Origin of the sequence: Vibrio sp. 11-4(1) (assembly GCF_013048625.1) — a bacterium.
Taxonomy (GTDB): domain Bacteria; phylum Pseudomonadota; class Gammaproteobacteria; order Enterobacterales; family Vibrionaceae; genus Vibrio; species Vibrio diabolicus.
Genome location: NZ_VHSY01000003.1, coordinates 17882 through 40912 on the forward strand (window position 1 = coordinate 17882; position 23031 = coordinate 40912).

The 23031-nt window shown below is 44.9% G+C and carries 21 protein-coding genes; 9 read left to right on the forward strand and 12 right to left on the reverse strand.

Annotated elements, in window-relative coordinates; all coding sequences use genetic code 11:
- Positions 1–12: 12 nt before the first annotated feature.
- Both FKN16_RS06465 and nagZ read right to left on the reverse strand, forming a co-directional pair.
- The gene (locus tag FKN16_RS06465) at positions 13–1089 is read right to left on the reverse strand and encodes a 3-deoxy-7-phosphoheptulonate synthase (protein ID WP_170902320.1); all 1077 of its coding nucleotides are present in this window, start codon (positions 1087–1089) and stop codon (positions 13–15) included.
- A 207-nt stretch (positions 1090–1296) separates the two neighbouring features.
- Positions 1297–2280 (reverse strand): beta-N-acetylhexosaminidase, encoded by a 984-nt coding sequence (gene nagZ, locus FKN16_RS06470; protein ID WP_046873941.1) that lies wholly within the window; start codon positions 2278–2280, stop codon positions 1297–1299.
- Between the two features lie 99 nt (positions 2281–2379).
- Between nagZ and FKN16_RS06475 the strand changes: the two genes are divergently transcribed.
- Together FKN16_RS06475 and murQ are read left to right on the forward strand one after the other, a co-directional pair.
- Entirely contained in the window at positions 2380–3492 is a 1113-nt protein-coding gene (locus FKN16_RS06475) for an anhydro-N-acetylmuramic acid kinase (protein ID WP_074192062.1), read from the forward strand.
- 36 nt (positions 3493–3528) lie between these two features.
- Positions 3529–4458: an N-acetylmuramic acid 6-phosphate etherase gene (murQ, locus tag FKN16_RS06480; RefSeq protein WP_170902321.1), complete on the forward strand. Its 930-nt coding sequence runs from the start codon at positions 3529–3531 to the stop codon at positions 4456–4458.
- A gap of 51 nt (positions 4459–4509) precedes the next feature.
- On the opposite strand, the gene FKN16_RS06485 is transcribed toward murQ, so the two are convergent.
- Positions 4510–4782 carry a hypothetical protein gene (locus tag FKN16_RS06485; protein WP_170902322.1) on the reverse strand — a complete coding sequence of 91 codons (273 nt, stop codon included), beginning with the start codon at positions 4780–4782 and terminating at the stop codon, positions 4510–4512.
- 113 nt (positions 4783–4895) lie between these two features.
- Positions 4896–5237, reverse strand: coding sequence for a DUF2799 domain-containing protein (locus FKN16_RS06490; protein WP_139060881.1), 342 nt, complete (start codon positions 5235–5237; stop codon positions 4896–4898).
- Between the two features lie 280 nt (positions 5238–5517).
- On the opposite strand from FKN16_RS06490, the gene FKN16_RS06495 reads away from it, so the two are divergent.
- The 4 genes from FKN16_RS06495 (at position 5518) to FKN16_RS06510 (ending at position 10171) form a co-directional block, all read left to right on the forward strand.
- Entirely contained in the window at positions 5518–7002 is a 1485-nt protein-coding gene (locus tag FKN16_RS06495; RefSeq protein ID WP_048626658.1) for a carbon starvation protein A, read from the forward strand.
- A 193-nt stretch (positions 7003–7195) separates the two neighbouring features.
- On the forward strand, positions 7196–8866 hold the full coding sequence (locus tag FKN16_RS06500; RefSeq protein WP_046873944.1) for a sensor histidine kinase: 1671 nt from the start codon (positions 7196–7198) through the stop codon (positions 8864–8866).
- A gap of 31 nt (positions 8867–8897) precedes the next feature.
- Positions 8898–9626: a two-component system response regulator BtsR gene (gene btsR, locus FKN16_RS06505; protein WP_006743107.1), complete on the forward strand. Its 729-nt coding sequence runs from the start codon at positions 8898–8900 to the stop codon at positions 9624–9626.
- A 74-nt stretch (positions 9627–9700) separates the two neighbouring features.
- Positions 9701–10171 carry a low molecular weight phosphatase family protein gene (locus FKN16_RS06510; protein WP_249370521.1) on the forward strand — a complete coding sequence of 157 codons (471 nt, stop codon included), beginning with the start codon at positions 9701–9703 and terminating at the stop codon, positions 10169–10171.
- Between the two features lie 46 nt (positions 10172–10217).
- Here the strand turns inward: FKN16_RS06510 and ispH are convergent, their stop codons facing one another.
- The 6 genes from ispH to murJ all read right to left on the reverse strand — a co-directional run bounded on the left by ispH (position 10218) and on the right by murJ (position 17839).
- A complete protein-coding gene (gene ispH / locus FKN16_RS06515) occupies positions 10218–11183 on the reverse strand; it encodes a 4-hydroxy-3-methylbut-2-enyl diphosphate reductase (protein ID WP_170902324.1) in 966 nt (321 codons plus the stop codon).
- A gap of 23 nt (positions 11184–11206) precedes the next feature.
- Entirely contained in the window at positions 11207–11638 is a 432-nt protein-coding gene (gene fkpB / locus FKN16_RS06520; protein WP_012842130.1) for an FKBP-type peptidyl-prolyl cis-trans isomerase, read from the reverse strand.
- 156 nt (positions 11639–11794) lie between these two features.
- The gene (gene lspA / locus FKN16_RS06525) at positions 11795–12304 is read right to left on the reverse strand and encodes a signal peptidase II (RefSeq protein ID WP_012842131.1); all 510 of its coding nucleotides are present in this window, start codon (positions 12302–12304) and stop codon (positions 11795–11797) included.
- A 73-nt stretch (positions 12305–12377) separates the two neighbouring features.
- Positions 12378–15206 carry an isoleucine--tRNA ligase gene (gene ileS, locus FKN16_RS06530; RefSeq protein ID WP_170902325.1) on the reverse strand — a complete coding sequence of 943 codons (2829 nt, stop codon included), beginning with the start codon at positions 15204–15206 and terminating at the stop codon, positions 12378–12380.
- A gap of 64 nt (positions 15207–15270) precedes the next feature.
- A complete protein-coding gene (gene ribF / locus FKN16_RS06535) occupies positions 15271–16206 on the reverse strand; it encodes a bifunctional riboflavin kinase/FAD synthetase (RefSeq protein ID WP_006743103.1) in 936 nt (311 codons plus the stop codon).
- A gap of 70 nt (positions 16207–16276) precedes the next feature.
- Positions 16277–17839 (reverse strand): murein biosynthesis integral membrane protein MurJ, encoded by a 1563-nt coding sequence (gene murJ / locus FKN16_RS06540; protein ID WP_046873949.1) that lies wholly within the window; start codon positions 17837–17839, stop codon positions 16277–16279.
- A 305-nt stretch (positions 17840–18144) separates the two neighbouring features.
- On the opposite strand from murJ, the gene rpsT reads away from it, so the two are divergent.
- Complete coding sequence (gene rpsT / locus FKN16_RS06545; RefSeq protein WP_005381938.1) at positions 18145–18405, forward strand: 30S ribosomal protein S20; 261 nt, start codon at positions 18145–18147, stop codon at positions 18403–18405.
- Between the two features lie 306 nt (positions 18406–18711).
- Here the strand turns inward: rpsT and FKN16_RS06550 are convergent, their stop codons facing one another.
- Positions 18712–19014, reverse strand: a complete 303-nt coding sequence (locus FKN16_RS06550) for a metalloregulator ArsR/SmtB family transcription factor (RefSeq protein ID WP_005397309.1) — start codon at positions 19012–19014, stop codon at positions 18712–18714.
- A gap of 289 nt (positions 19015–19303) precedes the next feature.
- Positions 19304–20194, reverse strand: a complete 891-nt coding sequence (gene nhaR, locus FKN16_RS06555; protein ID WP_005381942.1) for a transcriptional activator NhaR — start codon at positions 20192–20194, stop codon at positions 19304–19306.
- 386 nt (positions 20195–20580) lie between these two features.
- On the opposite strand from nhaR, the gene FKN16_RS06560 reads away from it, so the two are divergent.
- The gene (locus tag FKN16_RS06560; RefSeq protein ID WP_031780616.1) at positions 20581–21726 is read left to right on the forward strand and encodes a Na/Pi symporter; all 1146 of its coding nucleotides are present in this window, start codon (positions 20581–20583) and stop codon (positions 21724–21726) included.
- 148 nt (positions 21727–21874) lie between these two features.
- Positions 21875–23017 carry a flavohemoglobin expression-modulating QEGLA motif protein gene (locus FKN16_RS06565; protein ID WP_170902326.1) on the forward strand — a complete coding sequence of 381 codons (1143 nt, stop codon included), beginning with the start codon at positions 21875–21877 and terminating at the stop codon, positions 23015–23017.
- Positions 23018–23031 lie beyond the last annotated feature (14 nt).

Below are 23031 nucleotides of genomic sequence, written 5' to 3' on the forward strand. Positions count from 1 at the left end.
TTAAATCCTGTATTAATTAGCCTTTAGACGATTTTCTAAGAAAGGCACTAGCTCTTCATGTGCATGACGTAATAGTGCCTCAGTTGAATCCCAATTGATACATGCGTCAGTGATAGATACACCGTATTTCATCTCTTCAAGAGCTAAGTCAGAAGATTGATTTCCTTCATTGATATGGCTTTCAATCATAAGACCGATAATAGATTTATTGCCTTCACGGATTTGATGAATCACATCCTCCGCGACTAATGGCTGGCGACGGTAATCTTTACGTGAGTTGGCGTGACTACAGTCCACCATTAGTGATGCATCAAGGCCAGATTTCGCCATTTCTTGCTCACACTCAGTAACTGACACTGAGTCGTAGTTAGTTTGCTTGCCGCCACGTAAGATCACATGCCCATTAGCATTACCCTGAGTGGTCAATAGCGCTACCTGTCCCTCACGGTTGATCCCCATAAAACGGTGGCTAGAAGACGCAGCTTGCATCGCATTGATTGCGGTTGCCAAACTACCATCCGTGCCATTTTTAAAACCGATTGGCATAGACAGGCCACTTGCCATTTCACGGTGAGTTTGTGACTCCGTAGTACGTGCGCCGACCGCAGCCCAACTAAAAGTATCCGCCAAGTATTGTGGGCTAATTGGGTCCAGAGCTTCAGTCGCAAGCGGGATTTCCATCTCGGCCAATTCCACTAGCAGTTCGCGTCCAACATGCAGACCATGTTCAATATCGAAGCTGCCATCGAGGTGCGGATCGTTAATCAGCCCTTTCCAGCCGACCGTGGTGCGTGGTTTTTCAAAGTAAACACGCATAACAATATACAGTTGGTCACTTAGTTGTTCAGAGAGCGCTTTAAGACGTTTTGCGTAATCCTTCGCCGCTTCCACGTCGTGGATAGAACATGGACCACATACAACCAGCAGGCGATGATCCTTTTTATGAATAATATTAGCGATAGTTTGGCGAGACTCTTGAATAAAGCGGCGCGCTTTTTCACTCAAAGGAAGCTTGGTTTTTAGCTCCTCTGGGGTAATAAGAACCTGCTCTTCGCTAATATTAATATTGCTCAACTCACTTTTCTGCATAACTCTAACCTGTATATTTATTTTTACACCCAACCAAATCCTTGGTGAGACAACTAAGCTTTAACGACAAGATAACAGGCTAAAAAAGAAAAACAAGCGTACACAATAAAAAACATTTGATGTAAATTATTATTTACAGTCAAATAAAAAGCCAAAGTATAATTAACTTTGGCTTCTAATCGGTGTTTTGAATCGTTTACAAGAGGTTTAGCTGGTCAAGCGTTTCATCGCTTCACTCGCCGCTTTCCACTCTTGAGATAACTTGAGATCGCTTAGAGAAAACGACTGTTTTTTCAGTAACGCATCCGCCAGTGGCACTGTTGATACTGGCAAGTTATCCAACACCTCAATGTGTGCTTCACGCTTATTACACATCAATAGCATATCGCAACCGGCTTTCAAGGCTTGAGCCCCACGCTCGGCAGGGCTACCCATGATTGCAGCGCCTTCCATCGTCAGATCATCGGAGAAAACCAATCCTTTAAAACCGAGTTGCTGTCGCAAAACTTGTTTCAACCAGTATTCTGAACCACTCGCAGGCTGAGAGTCGTAGTTCGGAAAAATCACGTGAGCAGGCATCATGGCATCTAAAATACCGGCATCAATTTGCGCTTTAAAGATAGCCATGTCTTGTTCAAAAATGTCGCTGCGCTCGTCGTATGGCGTTTCTAAGTGTGAGTCAGCAATCACACCACCGTGACCTGGGAAGTGTTTACCTGTTGTTGCCATTCCAACGCTCTTCATACCCTGCATGTAAGCGGTGCTAAATCGAAGAATGGTATCGGCATCTTCGCCAAATGCTCGGTTACCGATCGCTTTACATTGATGACCTTTATCGAGCACGGGTGCAAAGCTTAAATCAATGTCGTGTGCTATCAACTCCGCTGCCATTAGCCAACCGCCCATACGTGCTAACTCTTCACCATTTTGATGTTTGGCGTATTCTTCGGCTGCAGGGATCAACGAGAAACCTTCACGGAAGCGTTGTACTCGCCCCCCTTCTTGATCCACACCGATCAAAATCGGGCGCTTGGCTGCCTTGCGGATTGATTGAGTAAGTGCTTGAAGCTGTTCACTATCATGATAGTTGCGAGCAAATAGAATTAAGCCACCAACCGTAGGATGTTCCAGAATTTCTTTGTCTTCAGCGGTCAGTTCATAACCCGCGACGTCAACCCATAACGGCCCCATGTTTTCTCCTCAAAATCGGCTGAATATCTCGTATTCGATGAGGTTATTCGCTTCAGATTTGCTTTACAATAAGTGAATGAAGAATTGACGAGATCGGCTATGAAATTTAACGAACTGTACATTGGTGTGATGTCTGGAACGAGTATGGACGGCGTTGATACCGCTCTGGTTGAAATAAGTGATGAGCACGTTCGTCTGGTTGCGCACGACGATTACCCAATGCCAACTGCACTGAAAGAAATGCTGTTATCTGTTTGTACCGGTCAAGCCACAAATTTAAAAGCCATAGGTGAATTGGATCACCAACTTGGCCACCTCTTCGCTGACGCCGTTTTACAACTGCTCAATAAGTCTGGCTGCGTCGCGGAACAAATTCGTGCGATTGGTAATCACGGTCAAACGGTATTCCACCAACCTACTGGAGAGTTACCCTTTACCACTCAGTTGGGTGATGCCAACATCATCGCAGTGAAAACAGGGATTGATACGGTTGCAGATTTTCGACGTAAAGATATGGCGCTAGGTGGTCAAGGTGCACCGCTGGTTCCCGCTTTTCATAAAAGTATCTTTGCCATGCAAGATTCCACTACCGTGGTGCTGAACATCGGTGGCATAGCCAACATCTCTGTACTGCATCCCGAGCAACCAGTCATTGGCTATGACACTGGTCCGGGCAACATGTTGATGGACGCTTGGTGTGCGCTGCACACTGGGCAAAGCTTCGACAAAGATGCACAATTTGCACTGAAAGGAACGGTAAACGCGACTTTGTTGACTCAATTACTTAAAGAAGCTTACCTCGCCATGCCAGCACCTAAAAGTACCGGGCGAGAACTGTTCAATATTGACTGGCTGCATCAGCAACTGGCTCATTACAATTTACCAACCGAAGACGTACAGCGTACACTCTGCGAATATTCTGCGATTACCATTGCCAACGAAGTCGACAAGTTTTCTCATGGCATCACGCCTCAACTATTGGTCTGTGGCGGTGGAGCAAGAAACCCACTTTTGATGCAGCGACTGGCCAAGTTATTGCCACAATGGAGCGTTGCGACAACGGCAGAAAAAGGCGTTGATGGCGACTACATGGAAGCAATGGCGTTTGCTTGGCTTGCGCAGCGCCATATTCACGGCCTCCCTAGCAACTTACCGGAAGTTACGGGGGCAAGTCGTCTCGCTTCACTGGGTGTACTCTATTCAAAAAATTAAGGGCAATAGATCCTAAACAAAAAGGCTTAATTCATTATGACGAACGATGCACTTATCGCAGCTTTATCCCATCTGGTATCTGAAGGGCGAAATCCAGACACCATGGACATCGACTTGCTGCCTTCTCTCGATATTGTTCAACGCATCAACCAACAGGACAAACTCGTTCCTCTTGCCGTTGAAAAAGTGTTGCCTGAGATCGCTGAAGCCGTTGATAAGATCACGGAAGCATTTAAGGTCGGAGGTCGGTTGTTTTACATCGGTGCAGGCACCAGTGGTCGGCTCGGCGTCTTGGACGCTTCAGAATGCCCGCCGACTTTTGGCACGGTTCCTGAGATGGTCGTTGGTATTATTGCGGGTGGAAAAGAGGCAATGTTCCGTGCAAAAGAAGGGGCAGAGGACGATCCTGCACTAGGCGAGCAAGATCTTAAAGAGAATGCGCTAACACAACGCGATGTCGTCGTTGGTATTGCGGCAAGTGGACGAACACCGTACGTGATTGGTGGCTTAGAGTATGCGAACGAACTTGGTGCCACCACTGTAGCACTATCTTGTAACCCTGACTCTCCGATTGCCGATATTGCCGATATTGCGATCAGCCCCGTTGTTGGACCTGAAGCGTTAACGGGCTCCACTCGCTTAAAATCAGGGACGGCGCAAAAGCTCGTCCTGAACATGCTCACTACTGCAAGCATGATTCGCCTAGGTAAAAGTTATCAGAACTTAATGGTAGATGTGAAAGCGACGAATGCAAAGCTAGTTGCAAGAGCGGCTCGTATTGTTATGCAAGCAACAGATTGTACTAACCAAGAGGCTAAAACGGCTCTCAAAGAAACGGACTACGACGCCAAGTTAGCGATTTTGATGATTTTAACCGGGCTGGATAAAGAAAGCGCGACTGAGCAATTGAAAGCCAAACAAGGATATTTAAGAAAAGTCGTGATCGATCAAGCGAATCAACCTTAATCAATAAAGCGCCTCACTTATTTAAAAGTCAGGCGCCTTTTATGGCTTAATTTAGTAGTTCAATCGTTCAATGTGAGTAATACCGACTTTACCTTCAAGGCCGCTGAACATATGAACCATTGCTGGGTATGGTTGTGCTCCAGGGTAGACAACTTCTGCATTACAGAAAAACGCATAGTTTTGTCCGGCTACGACTTGAGTAGCCACAACCAAAGGGGAGTATTTGACGCCGACAAACCCCTCGATACCTTTAGCAAATACTTCTTTATCCTCTGCTTTGAGTTCATTAAATGGACTCCAGCCACCAGCCATTTGCGTTGACATAATGTGATTCCTTTTTTCTGTGCTCACTATCAAGCAATATGAACATAGTTTAATAATAGGAATTTTGCCACATTTATGTTATGCATACGGTATCACTGCAGCTTTATTGACTATTAATTTGAGTACTCATTCCAGCCACGCTGCCATTCCATACGGAATTTTTGTGCTTGCTCAGTACCTTCACAAACTCCTTCATAATACTGACCAGATAACCCCATTTGATACGCAAAAGCAGGGTTACAGTATTCACGTAGACCCTCTAAATAACCTTGGTCGTAGTCACTTTGCTTAACGCTACCCAACTCACGCAGCTCGCTCATCGTGCGTGATGTATGTCCGGCTACACCATCTTGATATCCGATCTGATGCCAATCTCCTGACTTGGCAAGATCTTCCGTCGTTGCAGCGCATCCTGTAAGTAAAGCCAGCGCCAAGCCTAACGTTGCCTTTTTCATGGTTCTTCCTTAAGCAATTGTTTTCAAAAATAAGCTTACCACTAATTATTGGCGTTTGCCGCTTAGCTTGCAGATTAAACCACTGACGCCTCGAATCAACCGCTCACTACTGCAATCAACCATTCGCCATTTTTAAAAACCGCTCAAGCAGTATATCGACCACTCAGTGCTCTATTCGACCACTCATCTACTAACCGAATGCATTTAACACAAGTGACGCATAACATGCATCCTGAGATTAAAAAATTACCCTACCCAACTAAGACCAAGGACAATTGCTATGATGTGGTTTCTAACCTGTGTCGCAGCCCTAATCGGCGGATACTTCATCTACGGCGCTTTCGTCGAGAAGATTTTCGGCATCAATGAAAAACGCCAAACGCCTGCTCACACCAAATCGGACGGTGTTGACTTCGTTCCAATGTCAACAAAGAAAGTTTATCTAGTTCAGCTACTTAACATCGCTGGTGTTGGTCCAATTTTCGGCCCAATCATGGGTGCACTATACGGTCCAGCGGCAATGCTTTGGATTGTTGTCGGTTGTATTTTTGCAGGCGCAGTACACGATTACTTCTCTGGCATGCTTTCAGTACGTAACGGCGGTGCATCTGTACCTACTATTACGGGTCGCTACCTAGGTAATGGCGCAAAACACTTTATGAATATTTTTGCCATTGTCCTACTGCTTCTTGTTGGCGTAGTGTTCGTTTCTGCACCTGCAGGCATGATTACTAACCTCATCAATGATCAAACAAGCTTGAGCGTAAGCATGACGACTATGGTTATCGCTATCTTCGCTTACTACATCATTGCGACGATTGTTCCTGTCGATAAAATCATTGGCCGCTTCTACCCACTGTTTGGCGCTCTACTTATCTTTATGTCTGTTGGTCTAATGACAGCCGTTGCGTTTTCTAGCGAACACACAGTAATGGGTGACTTCCAAGTTTCAGACATGTTCTCGAACCTTAACCCAAATGATATGCCACTATGGCCAGCACTGTTCATCACTATCGCATGTGGCGCGATCTCTGGCTTCCACGCGACTCAGTCTCCACTGATGGCGCGTTGTATGGAAAACGAGAAAAATGGTCGTTTCGTCTTCTACGGAGCAATGATTGGTGAAGGTGTTATCGCGCTAATCTGGTGTGCTATCGCTCTGTCTTTCTTCGGCTCTCTAGACGCACTATCAGAAGCTGTGAAAAACGGTGGCCCTGGTAACGTGGTATACAGCGCATCATTTGGTCTGCTTGGTGTGTTCGGTGGTATCCTTGCGTTCCTAGGTGTGGTTATCCTACCAATTACGTCTGGCGATACAGCATTCCGTTCAAGCCGTCTGATCCTTGCTGAATACTTCAACATGGAACAAAAGACGCTACGTAACCGTCTACTGATGGCACTTCCACTGTTCGTTATCGGCGGTATCTTAACTCAAGTAGACTTCGGCATTATCTGGCGCTACTTCGGTTTTGCTAACCAAACAACAGCAGTAATGATGCTTTGGACTGCGTCCGCTTACCTACTACGTCACAACAAGCTGCACTGGATTACCACTATCCCTGCTATCTTCATGACCACGGTATGTGTCACGTTCATCTTAAACAACAGCTCGCTAGGTTTTGGCCTGCCAATGCAACTATCAACTATCGTCGGTGTTGTGTTTGCCCTAGCAGTGACTGGTTACGTTATCAAAACCTCTAAGGGTAAAGGTGAAACTGAACTGGCTGACGAAGAGAAACCACAAGCCGTATCAGAAACAGCGTAATACTCGTCACATCCGAGTGACTAAGATAAGAGCCTGCCAATTGCAGGCTCTTTTTGTTTTATACCCAAGTCACTTTAAGATTCATAACTCGGAGCGCAGCGCCATGTATTTAGGTGTCTTTATTTATCTGAGCCAAGTATCTTGAGGTGACTTAGGTATACAATAACAACATTGATTCTAGGTTAGGTTCACTATGGAACTGGTCATTTCCCTTTTACAACAGATGTGTGTTTACTTAGTTTTGGCTTACATGCTAAGTAAAACGCCAATCATCTTACCTTTGCTGAGTATTTCTTCGCGCTTAAGCCACCGCCTAATTTGTTACGTACTTTTCTCTGGCTTTTGTATTCTCGGCACCTATTTCGGTCTGCATATCAACGACGCTATTGCCAATACTCGTGCGATCGGCGCGGTCATGGGCGGGCTGTTTGGTGGCCCAGTGGTGGGTTTCGCCGTCGGATTTACTGGTGGCATCCATCGATACTCTCTTGGTGGCTTTACTGACCTCGCCTGTGCAATTTCAACCACCGCCGAGGGTGTAATTGGTGGCTTGCTCCACGTTTACCTTATCAAGCGAAATAAAGGCGCATTGCTGTTTAATCCAAGCGTCGTATTCAGCGTCACGTTTGTTGCAGAAGTCGTGCAAATGATTTTGCTGCTCGCCGTCGCTAAACCCTTTGATCAAGCCTATGAGCTGGTGTCTGCCATTGCAGCACCGATGATCATCGCGAACTCATTTGGTGCGGCATTGTTCATGAGTATCCTGCAAGACAGAAAAGCGATCTTTGAAAAGTTTTCTGCGACGTTTTCGCGTCGAGCACTCACCATTGCTGATCGCTCAGTGGGAATTCTAAGCAACGGCTTCAACACCGAAAACGCTGAGAAAATCGCACGTATTATTTACGAAGAAACAAAAGTGGGCGCTGTCGCGATTACCGACCAAGAAAAAATCTTAGCGTTTGTGGGCATTGGCGATGATCACCATAAACCGAACACGCCGATTTCATCGCAAAGCACATTAGACTCCATGGAGAAAAACGACATCATTTATCTTGATGGCGCAGAACGTCCATACCAATGTTCCATCGCAAAAGACTGCAAACTTGGCTCCGCGCTGATCATCCCACTGCGTGCGGGAAAAGAGGTCATTGGTACCATTAAGCTGTATGAACCGAAGCGTAAATTGTTCTCTACGGCCAACATGTCAATGGCGGAAGGGATAGCTCAGCTTCTCTCTAGCCAAATCTTGTATGGCGACTACCAACAACAACAAGCCTTACTCGCTCAAGCAGAAATCAAACTGCTTCACGCTCAGGTGAATCCACACTTTTTGTTTAATGCACTCAATACCATTAGTGCGATTACTCGTCGTGATCCTGATAAAGCACGTGAGTTGATCCAAAATTTATCGCACTTTTTCCGTAGCAATTTAAAGCAAAACATTAATACCGTGACGCTAAAAGAAGAGCTAGCGCATGTGAACTCGTATTTGAGCATCGAGAAAGCCCGCTTTACGGACCGCTTAGAGGTTGAAATCGATATTCAGCCTGAATTGCTGGACATCAAATTGCCAAGCTTTACACTCCAGCCTTTGGTTGAGAATGCCATTAAGCACGGCATTTCAAACATGCTTGAAGGTGGTAAAGTTCATATATACAGCGAAGCACACCCACAAGGTCATTTGATTACTGTCGAAGACAATGCAGGCAGTTTTGAACCGCCAAAAGAAAACCACTCCGGGCTAGGTTTAGAAATTGTCGACAAACGTCTCACTAATCAATTTGGGCGTGATGCATCGCTAAAAATTACGTGCGAGCCACATCAATTTACTAAAATGAGCTTTATCATTCCCCCAAAATCATAAAAGCACGCTGAAGCAATAAAGGTAATGTTGGATGTTAACCGCACTCGTCATTGATGATGAACAGTTTGCTCGTGAAGAGCTGACAGAGTTATTGGATGAAACAGGACAAGTTGAAGTGGTGGGCAATGCCTCAAACGCGATCCTTGGTCTAAAAAAAATCAATGAGCTCAAACCTGATGTGGTGTTTCTCGATATCCAAATGCCTCAAGTCACTGGGATTGAACTACTTGGAATGCTTGATCCAGAAACCATGCCTTATGTGGTTTTTGTCACGGCTTACGACCAGTATGCAATTCAAGCGTTTGAAGACAACGCCTTTGATTACTTGCTCAAACCTGTCGACCCATGCCGTTTAACCAAAACGGTCAAACGGCTAAATAAAGTCATTAGTCAATCCGCCCTAACTCAACAACTGTCTGCTATTACGCCCGACACTTTAGATCAGATTCCGTGCATCGGGCACAACCGTATCGTCATCATGGCCACCGACACGGTAGAATGTGCATACAGTGACATCAGCGGCGTGCATGTACGCTCCACCAGCCAAGCCGCGAGCACTCAACTAACATTAAAAACGCTAGAAGAGAAAACCCCACTGGTACGCTGTCATCGCCAATACTTAGTCAGTATTAAGGCCATCAGCGAAATCAAATTACTCGAAAACGGATTAGCAGAAATCATCACCAAAACTGGCTTTGAGATACCAGTAAGCCGCCGCTACCTTAAAGTGCTCAAAGAGATGCTGGGCATTAGCCACTAACACAAAAAGTTCACACATCACCGCTGAGTTTCCGCTAGCGTATAAATAAGACGCTCCGAAAAGACGAGGCGATGATGTATAAAGTTTTATTCATATGTAAGCACAATGCTGGACGAAGTGTGCTCGCTGAGTCGATCGCAACCCATATCCTGCCAGCAGAGTTTAGTGTCGCCAGCGGTGGCTCTCATCCCACAGGCAAAGTTCACCCGGTGGTGCAAAAATATTTAGATGACCACCAACTTCCCATTCCACATATCCACACCCACTCATGGGAAGAGCGAATTCAGTTTCTTCCTGACATCGTTATTATTCTCTGTGACTCTTTACATCAAGAGGCAGCTCCTCAGTGGCTTGCGGGGGGCGTTCGAGTAAACTGGCAAGTCGATGCTTTTCCGACCGATGTCTCTGATGAAGACATGTACGCACATTGCGAAAGGGTTGCTCAGTTGCTTGAGCGAAGAATCACGAAGATGTCCGATATGATTATCGATGGTTTAGGGAAAGACCAAATTCGTGATTACCTAAATGAACTGAGTGAGATGTAAAAAAGGCGCCCCACTGGTCGCCTTTTTAATATTCGATAAATGGAGATTAATCCACTTGCTTGATTTGCAGTTCTTTGGGTACTTCAAAAAACATATTCTCTTCACGACCAAGCACTTCATCAACCGCTTCGGCACCGACTAGTTCTTTGATTCGCTCTAGAATCTGATTAACGAGTTCTTCCGGAGCAGATGCCCCCGCAGTCACGCCTACCTTTATTTTGCCTTCGAACCATTCAGGTTTGATATCTTCCGGACAGTCGGTTAAGTAGCCAGGTGTCCCTAGCTTTTCAGCTAGTTCTTTAAGACGTGTAGAGTTTGATGAGTTTTTAGATCCCACAACAACCATCACATCTACTTCACCCGCTAATTCACGTACAGCATCTTGGCGGTTTTGTGTCGCGTAACAGATATCGTCTTTACGTGGTCCTTGGATATCTGGGAAGACGCGGCGTAGCTCTTCGATAACATCGGCAGTTTCATCTACAGAAAGAGTCGTTTGGCTTACGTAATGAAGATCGGATGGATCTTTCACAATCGACTTCAGTTTCTCAACGTCGGCAGGGGTTTCAACCAAGTACATACCACCGGTTTCACTCGCGTACTGCCCCATTGTGCCTTCCACTTCAGGGTGACCTGCGTGACCAATCAGAACCACTTCCATATTGCGGCGGCTTGCTCGCGCTACTTCCATATGCACTTTGGTTACCAACGGGCACGTCGCGTCAAATACCGTCAAATCTCGCTGCTTGGCTTCCTGACGAACCGCCTGCGATACACCATGAGCAGAAAAAATCACAATGTTGTTGTCTGGCACTTCATGCAGCTCTTCAACGAAGACAGCGCCACGTTGTTTTAGCCCTTCAACCACAAAACGGTTATGCACCACCTCATGACGAACATAAATCGGTGGCTGATACATCTCTAGCGCACGCTCTACGATGCTAATCGCACGGTCTACACCAGCACAAAAGCCGCGTGGGTTAGCTAATAGGATTTTCATTTCATTGCTCATGGAAATTATCTTTATTGGGTTCGCTATTCTACTGACAAAATTTCAACTTCGAAAGTCACGTCTTGTCCCGCTAGAGGATGGTTGAAGTCCACAGTGACTGAATCGCCAGCAATCTCTGTAATAATGCCCGGGATTTCCATACCATCAGGACCACTGAACGCCATGATTGTACCCACTTCTACTTCTGCATCACCTACAAACTTAGTGCGATCCATATGGTGTACATGGTCTGGGTTTGGCATGCCAAACGCGTCTTCTGCTTTTAGCTCAATCGCTTTTTGTGCGCCTGTTTCGAGGCCGATCAAGCACTGCTCAAAGTTTTCACTCAAGCTGCCATCACCCATAACAAATTTCGCTGGTTTACCCATGTTATGAGTACTATCCGCAACCGATCCGTCTTTCATTTTAATCGTAAAGTGAAGGGTTACTACAGATTCATTGGTTATTGTTGTCACGTTACTGCTTCCTTGTTCTTGGGTTATTACGCTGTCAGCTTGGTCTTTTTATACATTGATGTGCTGATTGGCGCTCCAACATAATAAAAAGCGTCGCCCGAATCAACGGGCGACGCTTAGGGTTATTCAACTTTTCGCAATATACACTGCCACTACTTAGGCTTTCGCCTCGTCTTTCTTTCGAAAGCCGTCAAGAATAATCATCGCGGCACCAATACAGATCGTCATGTCTGCAAGGTTGAATGCTGGCCAGTGATAATTACCCCAGAAAAAGTCCAAATAATCCACGACAAACCCATGTATTACTCGGTCGAATACGTTGCCTACTGCGCCACCAATAATCATGGCATAAGCAATATTATTCCATTTCTCTTTCGCTGGTAGTTTGCTCATCCAGTAAGTCAAAAGACCTGTAACGATAAAAGCAATACCTGTAAATAACCAACGTTGCCAGCCCGCTTGATCACTCAAAAAGCTAAAAGCAGCACCATAGTTATGCACGTACAAAAGATTAAAGAATGGCAAAATTTCTATGCGGTTTGCCCAGCCATATCCCATGTTGTTCATTACAACATACTTAATGCCAATATCAGCTAAAAAGATAACCACCGCTAACCATAACCAGCGAATACCAGATTGCTTTAAAGACAGTGCTTTTTCACTCATTACTTTACCTACAAACAACCCCAGTAAATACTGGGGCTGTTAATTTTAAAAAAAGTTCAGTCGTTCTAGGCAATTACGCGAATTTACGTACTTCACCTTCGCCTTTTACGTTAGATACACAACGACCACAGATTTTCTCGTGACCTTCAATTGTGCCTACGTCTGGCGTGTGGTGCCAACAACGATCACACTTCTCGCCTTCAGCTGCTGCTACTTCAACAAACAAGCCTTCGATATCCGTGGCTTGTGCTGCATGAGTCTTCTCACCTAGAGGCTTAACTTTCGCCGCAGAGGTTAGTAGAACAAAGCGCAGTTCATCTTCAAGTTTGTTGATCTTCGCCGCTAAAGCGTCATCAGCAAATAGAGTCACTTCAGCTTGTAGTGCACCACCGATGGTTTTCTCTTTACGCGCATCTTCTAGAAGTTTGTTTACTGCACCACGAACCGCTTGGATCTCAGCCCAGAATTCATTGTTCAGCTCTTCACCTTCAGCAAGGCCGAATAGACCGTCGAACCACTCACCGGTGAATACGAACTTGTCGCGCTCGCCTGGCATTTCGTTCCAGATTTCATCTGCAGTGAACGACATGATTGGCGCCATCCAACGAACTAGCGCTTCTACGATGTAGTAAAGTGCTGTCTGACAGCTACGTTGAGCGTTACCGCCACGTTTTGCTGTGTACTGACGGTCTTTGATTACGTCTAGGTAGAAAGAACCCATTTCGATTGAACAGAATTGCATTAGACGCTGAGTTACACCGTGTGTGTTGTACTCTTCGTATGCTTTAACAATCTCTTCTTGTGCTGCTAGCGCACGACCAACTGCCCAGCGATCTAGCGCAACCATCTCTTCAACAGGAACGATGTCTGTTTCTGGGTTGAAGCCGCTCAGGTTAGCTAGGAAGAAGCGAGACGTGTTACGGATACGACGGTAAGCATCTGCACTGCGTTTTAGGATTTCATCAGAAACCGCAACTTCACCAGTGTAGTCTGTTGAAGCAACCCATAGACGAAGAATGTCAGCACCTAGCTTGTTAGTTACGTCTTTTGGCGCAACCACGTTACCGATAGATTTAGACATCTTACGACCCTGACCATCAACCACGAAACCGTGTGTCAGTACTTGTTTGTAAGGCGCTTCGTCTTTCATCGCGATAGATGAAATTAGAGAAGACTGGAACCAACCACGGTGTTGGTCAGAACCTTCTAGGTATAGGTCTGCACTGTTGCCGTTGTACTCTTCACGAGCATCAACAACAGAGAAGTGAGTAACACCTGAATCGAACCATACGTCTAGCGTATCGAGTACTTTTTCGTATTGGTCAGCGTCAGCATCGAGTAGTTCAGCGGCATCGACATCCCACCATGCTTGGATGCCTTTCTCTTCAACCAGCTTCGCGACTTTCTCGATCAGCTCTAGCGTGTTTGGATGAAGTTCTGCTGTTTCTTTATGAACAAACAGAGCAATTGGCACACCCCAAGTACGTTGACGAGAGATACACCACTCAGGGCGACCTTCGATCATACCTTCGATGCGGCTTTGACCCCATTCAGGCATCCACTCTACGCTCTTGATTGACTCTAATGCTTTAGCACGTAAGCCAGCTTGGTCCATAGAAACGAACCATTGAGGTGTAGCACGGAAGATGATTGGAGTCTTATGGCGCCAACAGTGTGGGTAGCTGTGCTCGTAAGCGTGGTGGTGTAGTAGTGCACCTTTTTCTTTCAGTACTTCTACTACTGCATCGTTCGCTTTAAATACGTGCTGACCAGCAAATAGCTCTGTATCTGGTAGGTAAACACCGTTTGAGCCAACTGGGTTTGCTACTTCTAGGTTGTATTTGTTACCAACCGCGAAGTCTTCTTGACCGTGACCCGGTGCAGTGTGAACAACGCCAGTACCTGAATCAGTCGTAACGTGATCACCAAGGATCGCCGGTACAGTGAAATCGTAGAATGGGTGTTGGAATTGAGAAAGCTCAAGCTCCGCACCTTTAGCAAAGCCAAGGTTGTGGAAGTGCTCGATACCCGCACGGTCCATAACGTCTTTCGCTAGTTCAGCTGCAACGATGATACGTTCAGGTTGCTCGCCTTCAACTTGGATAAGTACATACTCAAGGTCATCACGTAGACACACAGCACGGTTCGCAGGAAGCGTCCAAGGAGTTGTCGTCCAGATGACAATAGAGATATCGCCTTTACCTTCATGACCTTCAGTCAGCTCAAACTTAGACAACAGTGCCGCTTCGTCAGCCGCTTTAAAACGAACGTCGATAGATGGCGATACTTTATCTTTGTATTCTACTTCCGCTTCAGCAAGAGCTGAACCACAGTCTGTACACCAGTGAACAGGTTTGAAACCTTTTAGCAGGTGACCATTGCTTGCGATCTTACCAAGAGCACGAATAATGTTCGCTTCAGTTGCGAAATCCATAGTGCGGTATGGCTTGTCCCACTCACCCATGATACCAAGGCGTTTGAAGCTCTCTTTCTGACCTTCAACCTGACCTGCTGCGTATTCACGACATTTCTCGCGGAATTCTGCTGCCGTCACTTTTTGGCCTGGCTTGCCTACTTTTTTCTCTACCATTAATTCAATAGGTAGACCGTGGCAATCCCAGCCAGGAATATAAGGTGCGTCAAAACCTGAAAGTGTTTTGGATTTAATAATAATGTCTTTAAGAATCTTGTTTAGTGCGTGACCAATATGAATGTCACCATTTGCGTAAGGAGGGCCATCGTGCAATACGAATGACTTTTTGCCTTTCTTAGCTTTACGGATTTCACCGTAAAGATCTTCTTTGTACCAACGCTTAAGCATTTCTGGCTCACGATTGGCCAGATTGCCGCGCATTGGAAACCCTGTTTCAGGTAAGTTCAGGGTATCTTTATACTCACTCATCGATTCTTAATTCCGTTATATTGGGCGAAAATTAGACATTATGTTGAACGGTGGAATAAACCGCTCAACGCTTAAGCTGACGCAGCCACACCCTTGCTGCTTCAGCATCCAATTCGATTTGTTGTTTAAGTGCTTCAAACGACTCAAACTTTTGCTCATCTCGAAGTTTATGCAAAAGTTCCACTTCTAGTTGCTTGCCATATAAATTGGCATGAAAGTCGAATAAGTGTACTTCTAACTGCTGGCGAACGCCATTGACAGTCGGTCTTTGACCAATATTAGCAACACCACCAACTGGCTTATTTCCTAAGCCAAGCGCTTGAACAACATAGACTCCGGAAACCGGAGAAACACAGCGTTTCAAAGGAATATTCGCAGTAGGAAAACCTATCGTTCTGCCCAGCTTTCTTCCGTGAGAAACACGACCGCTGATGCTGTAGTTTCTTCCCAGCATCTGTTGCGCGGAATGCAAATCGTCACGCGCCAGCGCTTGACGGATAGCCGTACTGCTGACACGTAATTGTTGTAAACAAAAGCTCTGGGTACTCACGACATCAAAACCGTACTTTTCCCCTGCTTCCTGCAGCATTGCAAAGTTACCTGTACGGCCTTTGCCAAAGCAGAAATCATCACCAACGACAAGAAACTTAACACCCAAACGCTCGACCAACAAGTCACGGATAAATTCTTCCGCGGTTAAACTTGCAAAATGACGATTGAAATTGACGCAGAGCAAGCGATCAATATCGAGCTTACTCAATTGCACGAACTTATCGCGTAATCGCGTCAACCGTGCAGGTGCCTTATCTTTGGCAAACAGCTCCATCGGCTGAGGTTCAAAGGTCATCACAACAGAAGGCAATGATAGCCTGTCCGCTTGCTCAGACACTTGCTGCAATACTTGTTGATGGCCTTTATGGACACCATCGAAATTGCCAATAGTCAGCACGCAACCATGATGTCGCGGGGTGATATTGTGAATGCCTCTAATCAGTTCCATTGGATACTGCTTTCTGCCTCTGTTTTTACTTTACACTGTGTGAAACTGACGGATTATATACTAATCACCCTTAGTCTGTCCCAGCTTTTAGGTCTTTTAAGCGTGCACCCGTTAAAAATAGAACCACTAGGTAAACCACGGCTCCTAGACCGATCAACATTCCTAGTACACCGCTGCGGTGAGCAAAGCTCCAATCTAGCCACACTGACATGTCTTCCAATTGCCATAAGATCGCAGCCACCATCGCCGCACCTGCAATAACCAAACGTATAATAAAGAAGACGGTTCGTTTGGTGATTTGGTATACCCCTGCGATATGTAGACCACGATACAGCAATGCCATATTCACAAACGCCGAAAGTGCCGTCGCAATAGCCAAACCAACGTAACCATAAAAGTACGCAAAAATTGCGTTAAACACCATGTTGGTCACCATCGCAATGATGCCGTACTTTACTGGCGTTTTAGTATCTTGACGCGAGTAATAACCTGGCGCAAGCACCTTGATCAACATGAAGTTCAACAAACCTGAAGCGTAGGCAAAGAGCGACAATGATGCTTGATGTACGTCTTGAGGAGAAAATTCACCTCGCATAAACAGAACCATGAGCATAGGTTTTGCCAGTACCATCAGACCAAGCATTGCAGGAAGGCCAAGCAAGATCACCATGCGCACCCCCCAATCCATGGTTTGCGCGAAGCCTTCACTTTGTGCGTCAACGTGTTTACGTGAAAGCGCGGGTAAAATCACAGTCGCAATCGCAATACCAAACAGACCTAAAGGAAATTCCAATAAGCGGTCTGAGTAATATAGCCAGCTGATCGAACCGGTTTGCAAAAAACTGGCGATGAACGTATCAAACAACAGGTTAATCTGACTGACCGATACACCAAATAAAGCGGGGATCATCAAAGTACGGATTTTCACTACACCCGGATCGCGCCAGCCCCATTTTGGCTTAACCATGACGCCTGCTTTAATAAGGAAGGGAATTTGGAATAAGAACTGGACCAAACCACCTAAGAAAACACCAATGGAAAGCCCTATTTCTGGCATTTCCATTTGCGGCGAGATAAACCACGCCGCCAAAATAATCATCACATTGAGGAAAACAGGGGTAAAGGAGGAGACAGCAAATTTACCTAATGTATTGAGGATAGCGCCCGATAGAGCGACGAAGGTAATGAACCATAAATAGGGAAAGGTGATTTTGAGCATCACGCTAGCAAGCTCAAACTTTGCTGCAGCCGGGCCACCATGCATCCAGTCAAGGAACCAACCAAAACCAAACACTGCAGTGACCACGCCGGAGCCTAGGACACCTAAAATGGTAACAATAGAGACTATCACCCCTAACGTACCCGCCGCACGAGCAATGAGCTCCCGAGTTTTATCCATGTCGCCTTGAGCATGGCTTTCCGTTAAAACAGGTACAAACGCTTGGGAAAAAGCACCTTCAGCAAACAAACGTCGTAAAAAATTAGGAATTTTATTGGCGAAGAAAAAGACGTCTGCGCTTGCTCCTGCCCCCATTAAATTTGCCACTACAACATCACGAACTAGGCCAAGAACGCGGGAAATAAATGTCATAGCACTGACGATCATGCCAGACTTGAGTAGTCGTTTACTCACTGTAACCTCGGAATATCACCATAAGACAGCTAACCCTATACTGTTTCTCTGACAGGTGCTGTAAATAGACGTCAAAAATCTATCCGCGGGTTGTAAGGAATAAGTGTGCCTTTCGCGGATAATTATTAGCATTGGTATAAAAATGCTGTTAGAATCCCCGCCATCTTAACCGCGATAACCTCTCTTACCAAAATTTGTTTTGGCTTAGATCGGTTTTTGCACAAATCATTTGACATTTAAGCGCAAATGAGGGATATTCCTCGCCCTTAAATTGTCACAGAACTAAGTTTTTGGGAGTTAGACCCTTGGCAAATAGTAAATCTGCTAAGAAGCGCGCTATCCAAGCTGAGAAACGTCGTCAGCACAATGCTAGCCGTCGCTCAATGATGCGTACTTACATGAAGAAAACTGTTGCTGCTATCGAAGCAGGCGACAAAGAAGCTGCAACTGCTGCATTCGCTGTAGTTACACCTATCCTAGACCGCATGGCAACTAAAGGCCTTATTCACAAGAATAAAGCAGCTCGCCATAAGTCTCGTTTCGCTGCACAAATCAAAGCTCTTTAATAGAGTCCTGATTTTACAGTGAAGAAAAAACCGACCTTGTGTCGGTTTTTTTATATCTACAAAATTTTCTTAATAAAAAAGCTGGCAATGCCAGCTTTTCTTTTTTCTGCACGCCTATTCAAAGGCATCAGCTTATTTACCTTATAAAGCTCAAACTGGAAAGCACCAATAAAACACTTGAGAACAAAGCAAATTGGTCGATGCGCAGCAACTCTACCATCAAAAGTTTAACGCCACTCTCAAATATTCCAACGAGTTAGATTCACAGCCTAAAATGAACGATATATTAGGTATATGTAATTAGCGCTAAGCGCTTTCAGCACAATAAAGACTATGCAGTGTTTTTATTAACGCTTTCACTTCATCACTCTTTAATGTGTAGTACACGGTTTGTGCTTCTTTCCTTGTCGTGACTAGCTCATCACGGCGAAGCCAAGCAAGATGCTGAGATAATGCCGACTGGCTTAGCTCTAACTTTGCACACAGCTCTCCCACGGACAGCTCTTGGTTATGCAGCATACAAAGGATTTGTAGGCGTCTCTCGTTTGCCATCGCTTTGAGCAACACGACGGCTTTTGCGGAGTTCTGCTCCATTTCTTGTAGATTCATGTGTTGGACCTCTAGCTACAACTTACTTATTCCAACCCTGGCCAGCTTGTTGTGTTGCACTGATTTATATATCTAAGAAAATCAAGATACACTTCCAGAGTCTTCATTATTAGAACCTCTAATTTAGTTGTTAGTGATACACCAATATTATCCACCAAAGTGAAGAATTGATGCGCCATCAATAATTAATAGTTTTGCTCACTAAAACAAGTATCTTGAGTTACTTAGGTATTATTTAGAATTATATTTTTATTGATAGTAATCTATTTATTTGCGCAACGATACGGGTTTACTCAAACATTTGACTGAAATCAGCATCACAAACATTTTTTACCGCTGGGTGTTGGATCATTCGTTCCGCAAAAATCACGTAGTACTCTTCTTTTAACCCATCGACATGACCAATTAGCTGTAGATTTCGGTCGTCCTCAATCTCCGACATGTATACGGTCGGCGCTAAGAAAATCACATCATCGTGGTACCGTGCGAAAGCCTTCATCAACGCGACATCATCAAATTCTCCCAACACATTAGGCTGAAGACCTTGACGATCAAACCACTGAATAACCTTACGCCCCATTGCTGTTCGGCTTGCAGGAATCAAAAGTTTTTTCTGTTCCAGAATCTCAGGAAAACGCACATTTTCAATTTCAGAAGAGGCGAAAAAGCTCATGCTGCTCTCACCTAGCTTTTTGCTATAAAGGCCAGGGCTTTGAGTTGAGTCAACGGGACAATCCGAGAGGATCATATCTAGCTTGTGCTGAGACAGTCGTTCAAGTAGCAATTCGTGGGTTGACTCATAACAGCGTAAATGAATACTGTTATCTTCAGGGACAGTCGTCATTAGTACTTTACTGACCAAGCGTTTAGATAACGCATCGGCTACGCCAACTTCAAACAGAATGTTCGAGTGCTGACTGTAATTGACGATATCTAACATCTCATAACTCAAACCAAACATTCGGTCGGCGTACTTAAAAACAAGTTGCCCTAACTCAGTTGGCTCAACTGTACGACCATTTCGTTTGGTTAACTTTCCTTTCATGCGTTCTTCAAGCGCTTTAATCTGCCCTGTCACGGTTTGCGGTGTCAGGAAAAGCGCATCGGCCGCTTTAGTTACAGAGCCCTGTTTGCACACCATCCAGAAATAATATAGATGGTTGTAGTTTAGATGTGACATGATCAAGTCCCGAAAAGAAAGTGATGCTTTTTATACCAAATGTGACAGAGACAAACAATAAACTCGACAAAACCATACAATACATTACAAAAATATAAGTTTTACCGAATATATAAAATTAATACTGTCATAAAAGTTGAACTGAGGCGCATTTTCTTTCTAAAGAAAACGCAAAAACCACACAAAACGAAATTCAAATTTATTCATTAAATTCAAATAGTTAAAAACCATCAATTTTCCCTACTCACACCACTATCAAAAAGAACAATAAAAATTACTCACAGCAAGAAATCTGTAATATTACTGAAATATTTGTTCTCTAACATCGCCCGCAGTTTCAACTACAGACCGAAAAATGAACTGAAAGGTCAACGGAGAAAATTATGATGAACCAAGCTACTTCAACAGTGGCGCCAATTTCGAGCACTGCTCGTTGGTTACGCTGGGCTAACTTGGCATTCATGTTGTATCTGCTTCTTCTAGCAGTATCTATGGTTGGTAGTGGCTTCAAATGGGCAACTGGCGATCAAGCTAAGGTGCTATTTGAGTTTGCCGCTCACCCTGTTGCAGGTCTAATGATCGGCTTGGTGGCAACAGCCTTAATTCAGTCCTCAAGTACTGTTACGTCTATTATTGTAGGTTTGGTTGCAGGTGGCTTACCAGTAGAAACCGCGATTCCAATGGTGATGGGTGCCAATATTGGTACCACAGTGACTAATACGCTTGTTTCTCTTGGTCACGTACGTTGTAAAGAAGAGTTCAAACGTGCATTTGCAAGCGCAACTATTCACGACTTCTTCAACTTACTTGCTGTTGCTATTTTCCTTCCGTTGGAAATGATGTTCGGCATTTTAGAGAAAGTTTCTCATTGGCTTGTTTCTCCACTACTTGCTACTGGCGATATGAGCATTAAAGGCTTCAACTTCATTAAGCCAATAACAAAACCAGTTGTGGGTGCAATTAAAGAGCCACTTTCAACATTCGGTGATACTGTTGGTGGCATCATGCTTATCGTTTTGGGTATTGCGACAATCTTCGTTGCAATTACGGTAATGGGTAAGCTAATGAAGAGCCTAATGGTTGGCCGCGCACGTGAAATTTTGAAAAACGCGATTGGTCGTGGCCCTATTCACGGTATTGTATCGGGTTCAATCGTGACTGTGTTGGTACAATCTTCATCAACAACAACTAGCTTGATGGTTCCACTTGTGGGTACAGGCGTTCTTAAAGTTCGTGATATTTACCCATTCACGCTAGGTGCAAACATTGGTACTTGTATTACGGCGCTACTAGCAGCAACAGCCGTATCGGGTGAGTTTGCGGTATTCGCGCTTCAAATCGCTCTGGTACACCTAGTATTTAATATCATGGCAACGCTGTTTATCTTTGGTATTCCGTTCCTACGTGAAATTCCAGTGAAAGGCGCTGAGATGATTTCTGAAATGGCTATCAAGAACAAAGCTGTTGTCGGTGGCTACCTAATGTCTGTATTCGTTATTTTACCAGGCGCGATCTTAGCCCTAACGACATAACAATAACTTACATACCATCGCTTATTGTTTAGGCTCCACATTGTGGGGCCTTTTTTGCATTAATGACGCTGTTCAAATTCGTTGTCTGGTGATAATTTGAGCCATACCAGCATACTTATGCTGGGCTACCTCATTTGGAGTCGACAACATGACGCAGCTTAATGGCACTATTTCTGATCAGTTACTCGCAATAGACGAAAACCTAACTCAACTGGTTGCTGATATTGATATCCTCAGTAGCGTGAATCCTCTCAATTATGCTCAGGAAAGAGAGCGCTTTATTAAGAACAAATACTCTCAAGAGCCTAACTTCCAATACTCAACTACCAATCTAGATACTCACAGCGCAAAGCGACGTCTGTATGAACTGCCTTTAGAAAATATTCAAGACACCCAATTACAAAAGCTGTACGCGGATGTGATTCAGTCTTACGCAGATAAATTGGATCAAGTGAATACTATCGGTACACAAGAGTTTCTTTATAACTCCTTGCGCTATTACGGAGAGCCGAGCGCCAAAGATATTGCCAACGCCCATTTCATTTTACACCTTCCCACGGAAGAAGAGAGCAAACCGCAGCATGATAGCCGCGCGATAGCACACTTCATGCAAAACTTTGCTCAACGTAATGGATATGAGTGTGAAATACAGGTGTTGGATGGGATGTTAGCAAACGCACTCGTTTCGGGATCTCGAGTCAAAATTAACCACGCAGCATACATCACGACCGATGAGTTAGAGGCTCTCGCACATCATGAAATGGGTGTACACCTTCTTACTACGCTTAACGGTCGTCTACAACCGCTAAAGGTCCTGAGCTTAGGGTGCCCAGCTAATACAAACACCCAAGAAGGGCTGGCTATATTGTGTGAATATCTGTCAGGACATTTCAGTATCAAACGCCTAAGAACCTTAGCCTTACGAGTCCTGGCGGTAGAGTCGATGATCAAGGATCGCGATTTCCGCCATACGTTCATGCTATTAAAAGAACAGTATAAAACGTCTGACCTTCAAGCATTTACAACGACTGCTCGTGTGTATCGAGGAGGCGGTTTGACGAAGGATTACTTGTACCTCAGAGGGTTCCGAGAGGTGCTCAATGCCTACGATAAACTGGGCAATGACTTTTCATTGTTGCTATGTGGGAAAACAGAACTGAAATATTTTGAGCTTATCCGCTCATTAGTGAGCAAACAAATATTCACCCAACCCAAGTTTATTAGCCCGGCACTGTCTGCGCCGAAGCAGACCAACCCTATTCACCGCTATATTGTCAGTGCACTCAAGTAATATCTTCAAAGTAC